The sequence below is a fragment of the Neobacillus bataviensis genome, assembly GCF_019969725.1.
Window position 1 is genome coordinate 16,578 of record NZ_JAHXYW010000027.1, and the last position, 11,871, is coordinate 28,448.

Annotated in this window: 13 protein-coding genes; 1 reads left to right on the top strand and 12 read right to left on the bottom strand. The window is 39.4% G+C overall.

Annotation, left to right across the window (positions count from 1 at the left end):
* Nucleotides 1–191 precede the first annotated feature (191 nt).
* From LC455_RS30185 to LC455_RS30235, 11 genes are all read right to left on the bottom strand, one after another.
* On the bottom strand, nucleotides 192–1,172 hold the full coding sequence (locus LC455_RS30185; protein WP_223596615.1) for a quinone oxidoreductase family protein: 981 nt from the start codon (nucleotides 1,170–1,172) through the stop codon (nucleotides 192–194).
* 9 nt (nucleotides 1,173–1,181) lie between these two features.
* A complete protein-coding gene (locus LC455_RS30190) occupies nucleotides 1,182–1,961 on the bottom strand; it encodes an enoyl-CoA hydratase/isomerase family protein (RefSeq protein WP_223596616.1) in 780 nt (259 codons plus the stop codon).
* A gap of 25 nt (nucleotides 1,962–1,986) precedes the next feature.
* Nucleotides 1,987–2,757, bottom strand: a complete 771-nt coding sequence (locus LC455_RS30195) for an SDR family NAD(P)-dependent oxidoreductase (RefSeq protein ID WP_223596632.1) — start codon at nucleotides 2,755–2,757, stop codon at nucleotides 1,987–1,989.
* A 12-nt stretch (nucleotides 2,758–2,769) separates the two neighbouring features.
* Nucleotides 2,770–3,846 (bottom strand): phosphotransferase family protein, encoded by a 1,077-nt coding sequence (locus LC455_RS30200; protein WP_223596617.1) that lies wholly within the window; start codon nucleotides 3,844–3,846, stop codon nucleotides 2,770–2,772.
* A gap of 56 nt (nucleotides 3,847–3,902) precedes the next feature.
* Nucleotides 3,903–4,682, bottom strand: coding sequence for an enoyl-CoA hydratase/isomerase family protein (locus tag LC455_RS30205; protein WP_223596618.1), 780 nt, complete (start codon nucleotides 4,680–4,682; stop codon nucleotides 3,903–3,905).
* A 120-nt stretch (nucleotides 4,683–4,802) separates the two neighbouring features.
* Nucleotides 4,803–5,369, bottom strand: coding sequence for a TetR/AcrR family transcriptional regulator (locus LC455_RS30210; protein ID WP_223596619.1), 567 nt, complete (start codon nucleotides 5,367–5,369; stop codon nucleotides 4,803–4,805).
* Between the two features lie 108 nt (nucleotides 5,370–5,477).
* Entirely contained in the window at nucleotides 5,478–7,088 is a 1,611-nt protein-coding gene (locus LC455_RS30215) for a long-chain-fatty-acid--CoA ligase (protein ID WP_223596620.1), read from the bottom strand.
* Nucleotides 7,089–7,126: 38 nt separating this feature from the next.
* A complete protein-coding gene (locus LC455_RS30220; protein WP_223596621.1) occupies nucleotides 7,127–7,879 on the bottom strand; it encodes an SDR family NAD(P)-dependent oxidoreductase in 753 nt (250 codons plus the stop codon).
* A 224-nt stretch (nucleotides 7,880–8,103) separates the two neighbouring features.
* Nucleotides 8,104–8,298, bottom strand: a complete 195-nt coding sequence (locus tag LC455_RS30225) for a hypothetical protein (protein WP_223596622.1) — start codon at nucleotides 8,296–8,298, stop codon at nucleotides 8,104–8,106.
* 154 nt (nucleotides 8,299–8,452) lie between these two features.
* Entirely contained in the window at nucleotides 8,453–9,565 is a 1,113-nt protein-coding gene (locus LC455_RS30230) for a cell wall-binding protein (protein ID WP_223596624.1), read from the bottom strand.
* Nucleotides 9,566–9,630: 65 nt separating this feature from the next.
* On the bottom strand, nucleotides 9,631–10,608 hold the full coding sequence (locus LC455_RS30235) for an alpha/beta hydrolase (RefSeq protein ID WP_223596626.1): 978 nt from the start codon (nucleotides 10,606–10,608) through the stop codon (nucleotides 9,631–9,633).
* Nucleotides 10,609–10,848: 240 nt separating this feature from the next.
* Here LC455_RS30235 and LC455_RS30240 point away from each other — a divergent pair, with 240 nt between their 5' ends.
* Nucleotides 10,849–11,730: a VanW family protein gene (locus LC455_RS30240; protein ID WP_223596628.1), complete on the top strand. Its 882-nt coding sequence runs from the start codon at nucleotides 10,849–10,851 to the stop codon at nucleotides 11,728–11,730.
* Nucleotides 11,731–11,781: 51 nt separating this feature from the next.
* Here LC455_RS30240 and LC455_RS32005 read toward each other — a convergent pair whose 3' ends face one another.
* The gene (locus LC455_RS32005; protein ID WP_354669989.1) at nucleotides 11,782–11,865 is read right to left on the bottom strand and encodes a hypothetical protein; all 84 of its coding nucleotides are present in this window, start codon (nucleotides 11,863–11,865) and stop codon (nucleotides 11,782–11,784) included.
* Nucleotides 11,866–11,871 lie beyond the last annotated feature (6 nt).

Sequence of the window (11,871 nt, forward strand, 5' to 3'; positions counted from 1 at the left end):
CTGTTCTTTCTTCTAGTGTAATCGAAATTTTTCACTTATCAAACGTTCTGCCCAATTCTTCTTTACTAATTAATACTTTATTCATAGTTTTTTAATATTTTCCAATAAAAAATAGGCCCGGACTATTGTCCAGGCCTTGTTTTATAAAACCTTTGCAGGTGCTCCGGCAAAAAGTGCTTTTGCATTAACGCCTACCATTTTGGTTCCAAAATCAATTTTCCTTGGGTTTTTCTCGACTGCAGCAAAGAATGGACCTTGGCTGCCTCATCTAGTGGGAATACCCCGCCAATTGTAAGCTTAAGCTTCCCTTGGCCTAAATAAGTCAATAATTCTACTAAACTAGGCTGCAGCAATTCTGGCTTTCTCATGATTTGCGGAAGGAAGAATCCGATGACCGATTGATTTCTGGCCATTAACGATGAAGGATAAAATTTAGGTTGTTCACCGCTGGCTACCCCGAATATAACCAGTCGGCCAAACGTGGCCAGACATCTTAAGGTCTTATGAAATATCTCCCCACCTGCCATTTCAAGTGCAACATCTACCCCTTTTCCGTTTGTTGCCTCCAGCACCTGCTTTTCCCATTCCGGTTCCGTATAATTAATAAGAACATCTGCACCCATTTCACGTGCCAGCTCTAATTTCTCAGGAGAGCTGGCAGTTGCGATGACTTTTCCAGCGCCAAAAAGCTTGGCAAGCTGAACTGCAATCGTTCCAACCCCTCCGGCTGCTGCATGGACAAGAACGCTTTCTCCTTTTTCTAAACGACCCATCGTTTTTAAAATATGGTAGGCACTTAAGCCTTGAAGAGGCAATGCAGCCGCTGTTCGGAAATCCAACTGCTCCGGAAGAGGAATAAGCGAACGTTCGTCTGCTATCGCAAATTCTGCATACCCATTTGATTCAATTAAGGTTACGACTCTTGTACCCGGTTTTACTTTTGTTACCTTCTCGCCCACTTCAACGACAACACCAGCAATTTCTGCACCTGGAATAAAAGGAAGTGGTGTATGGATGACATACTGCCCCTCCCTTCTTGCTGTATCCGCATAATTTACTCCAATTGCCTTTATCTCGATTAATACTTCATGACCCGCTGGTACAGGTTTTTCCAAATCTACTAATTTAAGTACCTCTGGTCCGCCGAATTCTGTTAGTTGAACTGCCTTCATTCTACATTCCTACTTTCCTTTAAATACTGGTTTTCTCTTTTCTTTAAAGGCTGTGATGCCTTCCTGATGGTCCTCTGTTTCAACCATTAACACTTGAATCAGGCGCTCTTGCTCAAGAATCTCTTCCAACGTGGAAGTGAATGCTTGATCAACTAATTTTTTCTGTTTGCCGAAGGCCATTCCTGCACCATGTGCTAATTTCAAAGCGAGCTTCGTTGTTTCCTCCTGAAGGTTTTCAAGTGGGAAAAGAAAATTAATGACCCCCAATTGATAAAGCCGTTCTGCCGGAATAGGCTCTGCCGTAAAGAAAAATTGTTTAGCGAGATGAGGGCCAATTAAGCGCGGTAAGTGATAGGAACCTCCGCCATCAGAAATCAACCCTACCTGTGAAAAGCTTAAAGCAAATTTACTATCATCTGCAGCGACAATCAGGTCACAAGCAAGGGCTAAATTGAAACCTGCTCCTGCGGCAAAGCCGTGAACTGCAGCAATAATCGGCTTTTTCGTTTCTTTCATCAATAAAATCAATTCATTGAGTTTACCGATATGCTCATATACTTGCACACCTTTCGCTTGCCCCATGTTTTTAACATCCCCGCCTGCACTGAACGAACGGCCTGAGCCAGATAAAATAATTACCTGTACATCTTCATCATTTTGAGCATTCCTTAGTGCATCCTTCAACCCTAAAATCATTTCTGGACTAAAAGCATTTAAGCTTTCAGGGCGGTTTAATGTTAATGATAATACAGGACCTAATTTTTCAATTAATAAATGTTCGTTAGTCAAATCTTATCTTCCTCTCCAATATTTTTTATTTTATCAGCCAGCCGCCATCTACAAGCAAATCAGTTCCTGTCATATAGGAGGCTTCGCTTGAGGCCGCAAAAGCAATGACATTGGCAATTTCTTCTGGGATACCTACTCTTTTTAATGCAGTATTTCTTTGAATGGCTTTTACAAAGCGATCATTTTGCAGTCCACGCTCCGTTAGCGGCGTCTCTACAAATCCCGGTGAGACTGAGTTTACACGAATTCCATATTGCGACATTTCTAATGCGAGTGCTCTGGTAAAATTAATAACACCTGCTTTGGCCGCACTATAATGAGGAATTTCTGCCCCAGCCTGATGTCCCGATAAGGAGGCAACGTTGACAATGGAGCGGTTATGCTCATCTTTTTTAGCACCCTCAACCATTATTTTTCCTAGTGTCTTTGAAACGAGAAATACGCTTTTAAGGTTTACACCCTGAACCCAGTCCCAATCCTGTTCAGACATTTCCAAAATCTTTCCATGACGAGATCCTCCAGCATTATTTACGAGTACATGAAGGTCGCCATAATGCTGCTGGACATATTCCGCTAATTCCTCAACATCTTCCACATCCGTACAGTCCGCTGTAAAAATCTCCGCCAATGGAATTCGGCTTCTTTGATTAATTTCAGCAGCAGTTTCTTCAAGCTTACTTCTCGTTCTGCCAACTAAGATCACCTTGGCTCCTTCACTCGCCAGGCGAACCGCTGCTGCCCTGCCTATCCCGCTTCCTGCACCTGTAACTAGTGCAATGGTTTGTGAAAATCTCATCATCAAGCCCTCCTACACTTCTTCATTAGCAACCATAGCTGCATGCTGAATTAAACCTTTCACATAATTATTTAAATTGGCAAATCGGCTGTCATTTGTCTGCCCTTTTTTATAACGGAAATAGATTTGCTGGCAAATGACTGCAAGCTTAAAGTAGGCAAAGGTTAAATAAAAGTGCAAATTTGAAACATCCCTGCCACTCTTTTTCGCATATAACTCAATGAATTCTTTTCGGGAATAAAATCCTTCATGAACGGCGGTAACTGGATTATTGCCATCTCCCTTTTTCAAGGTTTCTGGATCATCTGGAAGATTCCAATAACTCATCGCCGCCCCAAGATCGGCAAGCGGGTCCCCAACTGTGGTCATCTCCCAATCAAATAAACCTACCATTTCGGTAAAATTCTCATTAAGCATTGCATTATTCAATTTATAATCATAATGAATAATAGCTGCTTCAGAGTGTTTGGGAATATGATTAGCGAGCCAATATTTTAATGAATCAACCTGTTCAATTTCATCTGTCTTTGATCTTTCATACCGCCCAATCCAGCCTTGCACCTGTCTCTCCATAAACCCATCAGGCTTACTAATTTCAGTAAGACCTGTTTCTTTGTAATTAAGAGAATGCAATTTCACTAGATTATCAACCATTATTTCGGAAATTTGTTTGCAAAGTTCAGGTGAAACCACTATACCTTCAGGAAAAGAAGTATCTAAAACAATTCCATTTTTTCTTTCCATGATAAAAAATGTACTACCGACAATTTCCTGATTATCTGAAAAGAGAATCGGCTTTGGAGCAGCAGGGAAGATGGGGTTAAGCTCGGATAGAATTCTAAATTCACGCTCCATATCATGAGCTTTCGGTGCAACCGGCCCCAGTGGGGGACGGCGCAAGACTGCCTCCCAATTCCCCATTTTTAATTGATAGGTCAAGTTCGAGTGTCCCGCGGAAAATTGCAAAACCTCCAAAGGCGCCTTTGGCAGAGATTTAATATTCTCATCTAAATATTTTTCTAGAGCAATGAGATTCAATTCTTCCCCTTTTCGAACAGGAATAGTATCTTTATTCATTTGTTGAGGCATATTTTTCCTCCCTACATTTTAGAAAATTCAGACTTATCAATGCATAATTTTTCTGCTTAGCGATGTTGGAAAACCGGTTTTCTTTTTTCAAGAAATGCCTGAACTCCCTCTTTTATGTCCTCTGTCTGGAAAATTTCCGCAAAAAGTGAAGCCTCAAGTTCGATTCCTTCTGTCAAGGACTGGTTTAACCCTTCGTCGACTGATTTTTTTATGCGCGAAAGCGCCTGCAATGAATGCCTAGAGATTCTCTTAGCCAATTCTTTTGAACTAGTCAACCCTTCACCGCTTGGGACAATACGATTTACAAGGCCAATTCTTTCGGCTTCCTGTGCAGAAATCGGATCGCCTGTAAACATTAATTCCTTTGCTTTTGCTTCTCCAACCAATCTAGGAAGCCGCTGGGTTCCTCCCCCGCCAGGGAACAAGCCAAGTTTGATTTCAGGCAATCCAATTTGCGCATGTTCCTCCGCAATTCGGATGTCACATGCTAGTGCCAGCTCACAGCCGCCGCCAAAGGTTAGGCCATTTAATACGGCAATGGTTGGCTTTGGAAATTCATCAATAAAATTCAATGCAATATGACTGTTCCTTACATTTTGTTTCATATTTGGGTTACCCATCATTTGCGGAAATTCCTTAATATCCGCTCCAGCAGCAAATGCCTTATTGCCTGCTCCCGTCACCAAGACAGCTACAACCTCTAAGTCATCCTTTAATTCTTGAAATGCAAGATGCAATTCATGAAAAACCTGTTTACTTAAGACATTTAACGGCGGTCGATTTAATGTAACTATAGCAATGTTATTTTCTTTTTCAACGGTAATATACTGTGCCATACTAAGATTCACTCCTTTATTGAAATTTTAAAATCAAACAATACTAACCAGTTAGTATGTTACCTTAACTAAAAAAGAGAGGGGATAATACTTTAATAAAAATCCTCTCTCAATTTTTCGTTAATTTACTTGAATTCCCTTTAAAATCATTTCGACAAAAATCTCTGCAACTTCCCGGTCAGAGCAATTTCCTTCCGGGTTAAACCAATGGTAACTCCAGTTAGTTATCCCTAATATGCCAAAGGAGAGAATCGGTGCATTCAAATTAGGACGGAATTCCCCTGCCTCCATGCCAGCCTTGATTAACTCTTCAATGTTTAATCTGAATTCATTTCGTTTTGGAATAATAATGGCACGCCGGTCTTCACTTATATTTTTCATTTCTCTGAAAAAAATCTTTGCTGCCAATCCTCTTGTCTCAATATCCGATATTAGCATGTATACAACTTCAAATAATTTCTCTTTGTATGACTTAGAATTATCATGAATAATTTTTTCTTGTCGATTCAGTAAATCCTCAATATAACCAAGGTGTATATCCATTAATAGTTCCTCTTTACTCGAAAAATAATAGTAAAAGGTTCCCTTAGTCACTCCAAGAGTATCTACGATATCTTGAATCGATGTCTCACTAAAACCCTTTTTTTCGAATAATCGGATGCTTTGCGCTGTTATTTTCTCTTTCACCTTATTGTCCTCGCAATCTTAAATGTCTACTGGAATTATACCATATTCTCTATCTCTCCTTTATAATCCATCTTTGAATCTTTTAGGGTTTTTTTCCTAGACATTTATTTACTTTAAAGCTTCTTCTCTTAAGGTGCGGCGAAGGATTTTGCCGACGCCTGTTTTAGGTAATTGGTCACGAAACTCTACAATACGAGGAACTTTATAGGCTGCCAGGTTTTGCTTGCAGTACTGAATAATTTCCTTATCTGTAGCATTTTTTCCAGCTTTTAGGACGAGGACAGCCTTCACATCTTCACCTCTGTATGGGTCAGGGACTCCAATTACAACTGCCTCTTGAACAGCAGGATGCTCATAAAGTACCTCTTCAATATCTCGCGGATAAATATTATACCCGCTTGCAATAATCATATCCTTCTTCCTGTCAACGATATAAAGGTATCCATCTTCATCCACCTTAGCAATGTCGCCGGTATATAGCCAGCCATCCCTTAAGGTATCGGCGGTTTCTTCCGGCATATTCCAATATCCCTTCATAATTTGCGGGCCTTTGATGATTACTTCTCCAAGTTCTCCGACTGGCAATTCCTTCGTTCCCGTTGCCAAATCTACAATTTTGTATTCCGTAGAAGGCACACCAATTCCAACACTGCCAGGTTTTCTGTCCGCGAATGGAGGGTTGCAGTGTGTTGTAGGGGACGCTTCTGAAAGCCCGTATCCTTCCAGTATTTTTGCACCTGTTTTCCCTTCAAATTCACGCATCAATTCAATAGGCATTGGTGCACTGCCGCTGTTGCACGTTTTTATACTGCTGATTCCATATTCCTCTGCACGCGGATGGTTAGTAATAGCAACATACATGGTAGGAACGCCTGGGAAGGTAGTCGGCTGTTCGTTTTTAATTGTACTTAATACCTCTTCTAAATCAAAACGAGGAAGCATAATGGATTCAGAGGCCGTAAATATGGAAAGATTCATACAAGAACTCATGCCAAAAACATGGAAAAGAGGGATAACAGTTAAACAGCGCTCCTTACCAATCTGAAATTCATGTTTAAAAAATTCGTAACACTGAATGACATTGGCTAGGATATTTTTATGTGTCAGCATTGCTCCCTTTGACCTTCCGGTGGTTCCTCCTGTATATTGAAGCACAGCCACATCATGCTCTGGTTCAAATTCAACTGGAAGGACATTGCCGTTTCCTTCTGTCAGAAAGCTATCAAAGCTCCGATCCGGTGTAAAATCCTGCACTGCAGGCTGAAAGCTGACAACAATGATATTCTTCAAATTTGTTCGGGCTTGAACGCTTTTTACCCTTAGATAAAGAGCATCTAAAACAATCATCGTTTCCGCACCTGAATCCTTTAGGATATATTCAAGCTCCCTCTCAACTGACATTGGATTCACCTGTGTTACAATTGCCCCAGCAGTAAGGGCTCCGTAGTAGGACACAACATATTGAGGGCAGTTTGGCAGCATAATCGCTACTCGATCGCCTTTTTGAACTTGATTTTGTTGAAGAGCAGAAGTAAACGAGTGAACAAGTCCGTTTAATTGCTGATAAGTGATCTTTTTTCCATAAAAAGAAAGAGCGTTATTCGTTGGATATTTTTCCGCAGTTTCTTGAAGTACATGACCTACTGTTTTATTTGGAAACTCAATAGTTTTTGCAATGGAATCAGGATATTGTGCCAGCCAGGTATTTGCTTGTGTCATAAACTCTCCTCCAGAAATTTATTTATAGTCTAACGTGTTTAAAAGGTTAGACCTCCACCATCAACAGAAAGAGTTGTTCCGGTAACAAAGGATGCTTCATCGGATGCTAAAAATAAAACCGCCTTAGCCACTTCATCAGGTGTTCCGATTCTTCTAAGAGCATTCGCTTTTGAAATGATCGGCCATTTCCTTTCATTCTGCTTCCAGTTATCAATGATTTTTGTATCGATTACTCCTGGTGCAATGGCGTTTACACGAATATTGTATTTTCCATACTCTAGGGCCGCATTTTGGGTAAGCACCACAACCCCTGCTTTTGATGCATTATACGGGGCCATATATTTTTGACCTTTTAGCCCTAATAAACTAGAAGTGTTAATAATCGCACCGCCGCCTGCCTTGATTAACTCTGGAACCGCATACTTAATTCCTAAGAAAACTCCTTTTAAATTAATATCGACTACACGATCCCACTCTTCCTCCGAAATCTCAACGCTTCTTACCTCTGAATTGCCGATGCCTGCATTATTAAACATGATATGGAGTCCGCCAAAGGCATTTGTTGTAATATTGATTAGGTCTTTAATTTGATCTGAATCAGAAACATCCGTTTTGACAAAAATGGCTTCGCCGCCTGCCTCTTTTATTAGGCTGACCGTTTCTTCTCCCAATAGTGAATCGATATCAGCAACTGCTACTTTTGCCCCCTCTTTTGCAAAAAGGATTGCAGTAGAGCGTCCAATTCCGCCCCCACCGCCAGTTACAATTGCTGCTTTTCCTAGTAATCTCATAAAATATCCCCAACCTTTCCTTCCGAAATGACCTGATAATATGTAAGCGTGTTCAAAACTACCCACCTTTGTACTAACCGGTTGGTATGTTATGAGTTAATTATACATTCAAAACTTAAATATTCAAATTCTTTTCTAAATATTCTAATAAATTTACAATTAATATTCAACCAAGGATATTAAAAAAGATCGAGAAACATTAAAAAGTCTCGACCCATTGGCTGCTAAAATCTCTTAATTCCGTTCTTTTGCTTGTTCATTATTTCATACGATTTTTCAATAATATCCGTTAATACATCTCCTTTATAAATTCTTCCAAGCTTTAATCCTTGTTGGTAATACTCAACAATTTCATCCAGCTTTGCTGATGTATCCTTTGAAATTCTTACATTTAATTGAATTCTTTCGCTTTCACTCATGGTAAACACTCCTATCTTTCTGTTAACAAACTGCTAGCACATTCCTATTCAAATGATATCTGTTGATACTATACTATATTTCTACAAATTTTTCATTATCCTACCTAAAAAAAGAGAGAAGCCAGTTTCTAGCCCCTCCTCCTTAATAGTCTTTTTAATATTTGTTGAATTCACTTTCTGGAGTTTGGATGATAATCGGACGCTTTGCAGGATCCAGCCATCTTAATATTGAAAGAACGTTTGTTTGCGCCGTCCCAGTGCATCCAAGTGTATAGCTGCTTGCTACATGAAAAAAGATAGCTGAACCTGCACCTGGAATTCTTTCCGATGTATTGTAATTAATGACAAAGCCATAGTTATAGGGCGAGATATCCATTTTCTCAGCACTGCTCCATCGTCCATGGTTTTCAGAAGCTTTTTGCCAAGTGTTATATAGTGAAGAACTCGAATCGTCTACCCAAACATCATCTGGAGTGATTTGGCGGTATGGGAGCTTTGTTCCCGGGTTTTGATAACGGCCGAATGCTGTTCCAATCGTATATTTTCCTCTAGGTGATTTTTTCGCCCCTTCACTCATTACAGTGGCAAAGCCTTCTTTCCCAATGTACCCATCGACGGTTAATTTCTCATACCATTTATTATCAATTTTTTCAAAGGTCCGAATTTTTGCTTTTACCGTGTTATATCCTGTTGTGGTTACGAGGATAAGTTGATTGTTTTCTGAAATCGTTAAAAACTGATCGGCAATCGTATTGGGAATCCAAATGCCTTTTTGATTTAGATAATACCAACCGCCAACTTTAACCCACCCAGTTTGCATCGCTCCTGATGGATTTAAATAGTACCAGCGGTTATTGTAGAAAAGCCAGCCCGTCTGCATGGCACCAGTTTTCCCAAGAAAATACCACCTTCCACTGTCAAACACCCAGCCCATTTGCATAGCTCCGTCATTGGCAAGAAAGTACCACTTTCCCGAATTACTGAGCCAGCCCGTCTGCATGACTCCCCTTGCATCAAGAAAATACCATTTGCCATTATACTGAAGCCAGCCTGTTTTCATCACTCCGTCGCTGTCAAGAAAATACCATTTTCCCTCATCATTTAGCCACCCATGCCGCATGACACCATCGCTTCCAAAGAAATACCATTTTCCATTATCATATTGCCAGCCTGAATAATGAGTTCCGGTACTTTCATCCGCCTTTGAATAAATGGGGTTAATAATAAGAAATGCACAAATAAACATCAATAAAACTCTGATTCTCACTTTTTGTTACCACCAATCTTAAATTTAAAACTCTTCTATTTATAATACTATCAAAATTATTTGGATTAAAGAATTACCTTTTCTACTTTTGGATATCTTACAAAATGACCGAAAAGCCATGATTCCAACAACTCCAACAATTCCGGATGAACTGGCAATTCGGCTTCTATCGGAAGATCTTTTTTAATCGAAAAAATAGTAGAGGATTTGGTTATAAATTTACAAGAATGCCCCATATTTTCCACGACAAAATATTGTGCATCCCCTTTGACATAAAGGGGTAAATTTTTTAGTACTTCAGGATTTGCCTGAATATCCCTTGCTCCTGTTATCGCAAGAACCGGGCAGGTGACCTTTTCTAAATCTTCATGGACATTATAGGTTAGATGTTCACGCATCCATTTTGCATTTATTTTTACAAAATTTTGCTTCATGACATCGTCAGTTGAGCTTAGAATTTTTTCTAAAAACTTTTGTGCTTGTTTTTCCACTTTTTTATGTGCACCAAGTAAACGTAGTAAATATCCCTGAAAGCCCTTGGCATTGATTATGTCCTCCGTGGCTATATCTCTTTGTCTCTTTAACGCTTCACCTAATCTTTCAACGGCTCCAGAAAGTAAAATTAATCCTCCAAGGTCTTCTCTAGCTGCTAAAGCAGTGCCAATAGCCGCTCCTTCGCTATGACCTAATACGATTATTTTTTCATCGTCCACTTCAGGAAGGTTCTTTAAAAATTTAACAGCAGCCTGGGCGTCATCAACCAAATCCCACAGCCCAGTTGTTAAAAAATCCCCTTCACTGGCGGCCACACCTCGCTTATCATATCTAAGGCTAATAAAACCAATCGAGGTTAAATATTCGGCTAATTGACGATATAGCTTCAAATCAAGTTTTTTATTAACTTTACCATTTCTGTCCAATTTCCCTGACCCCGTAATGATTAAAACTGCAGGTGTTTTTTCTTCATGATTTACCGGTAAACATAAAGTTCCCTTTAGTGCTGCCCCACTTTGTATTGTTACTTCTTTCTCCCTAATTATCATTTTATAATCCCCCTATTCTTTCTTTTGTTCTGGAATGATAATTGTAGCGATTGTTCTACTTCTTCTATCCCTCGATAGCTCGTATTTGATAATTTTTTTATAAACAGCAACAAGATCATTATAATTCTGGATTATGGTAAAGGATAAATTAGAAATTCTTTTAAAATTTTCCATTTAATTTTTTCTGTTACATGAAATGATAAATTTCGACTTATATTATAAAGAGGAGGTTTATGGATAATGATTTTATCATGGATATTTGGAGGTATGCTGTTAGCACAGCAAGTAAATGCTCCCATTAGTTTACTCATAACAAAAGATGGCCAGCCTGTTTCCCATATTAATCAATTAGACTTCACCAATCCATACATAGATTTACCGATTGTGAATATGAAAAAATATAACCAGTTTTTGGATCAACTTGATAAACAATTTTCTATCGCACCTGAAAATGCCTTTGTTGATCAACACGGTAGTATTCACTCAGAAAAAGTTGGGTACCAAATTAACCGCCAAGCTTTTACTGAGCACGTATATACATATTTTTTTAATCATAGTCCAACCAAACTAGAAATACCCATGTCAACTATCTATCCAAAGGTGGATAGTGAATTACTTGAAAGCATTGGCAGAATGAGAATTGGGCGTTATGTTACTTCCTTTAATCCGCAGAATAAAAACCGTTCCACCAATATTCAGTTAGCTGCTGAGGCAATTAATAATTATGTTGTATTCCCAGGCGAGACATTTTCCTTCAACAGAGTAGTAGGTAAACGGACTGCTTCCCGCGGCTACCAGCGCGCCACTGTTATTGTTAGAGGAGAATATTCAGAGGATATTGGCGGAGGAATCTGCCAAGTGTCGTCCACCCTTTTTAATGCCGTTGATAATGCCGGCCTGCAAATTGTAGAGCGATTTTCTCACACAAGAAAGGTTCCTTATATCCCTCCTGGCCGGGATGCTACAGTCAGCTGGTATGGTCCAGATTTTCAATTTAAGAACAAGTATAATCAGCCTGTATTAATCAGGGCAAGAACACTTGGCAACTTGTTAATTATAAAGCTGTACTCTTCTGAAGGCATGAATTATATTCCAAGAAAAATTCCAAATCCTCCATTTTAAAAAGTCCGCAAAATTGGACTTAACCCCGTCAAGTAGACAGCTCTAAAAAGACTATGCAGCCATCGTGATCCGATATTCAACTGGAGCACGATGGTTTAGTCGTTTTTGGAATCTTTTATAATTGTAGTGATACATATATGT

Bases quoted from the DNA above. Each gene is read 5' to 3' on its own strand.
- LC455_RS30185 (WP_223596615.1), bottom strand. From the start codon at position 1,172: ATGAAGGCAGTTCAACTAACAGAATTCGGCGGACCAGAGGTACTTAAA.
- LC455_RS30195 (WP_223596632.1), bottom strand. From the start codon at position 2,757: ATGAGATTTTCACAAACCATTGCACTAGTTACAGGTGCAGGAAGCGGG.
- LC455_RS30220 (WP_223596621.1), bottom strand. From the start codon at position 7,879: ATGAGATTACTAGGAAAAGCAGCAATTGTAACTGGCGGTGGGGGCGGA.
- LC455_RS30225 (WP_223596622.1), bottom strand. From the start codon at position 8,298: ATGAGTGAAAGCGAAAGAATTCAATTAAATGTAAGAATTTCAAAGGAT.
- LC455_RS32005 (WP_354669989.1), bottom strand. From the start codon at position 11,865: ATGTATCACTACAATTATAAAAGATTCCAAAAACGACTAAACCATCGT.
- LC455_RS30200 (WP_223596617.1), bottom strand. From the start codon at position 3,846: ATGCCTCAACAAATGAATAAAGATACTATTCCTGTTCGAAAAGGGGAA.
- LC455_RS30240 (WP_223596628.1), top strand. From the start codon at position 10,849: ATGATTTTATCATGGATATTTGGAGGTATGCTGTTAGCACAGCAAGTA.
- LC455_RS30205 (WP_223596618.1), bottom strand. From the start codon at position 4,682: ATGGCACAGTATATTACCGTTGAAAAAGAAAATAACATTGCTATAGTT.
- LC455_RS30215 (WP_223596620.1), bottom strand. From the start codon at position 7,088: ATGACACAAGCAAATACCTGGCTGGCACAATATCCTGATTCCATTGCA.
- LC455_RS30235 (WP_223596626.1), bottom strand. From the start codon at position 10,608: ATGATAATTAGGGAGAAAGAAGTAACAATACAAAGTGGGGCAGCACTA.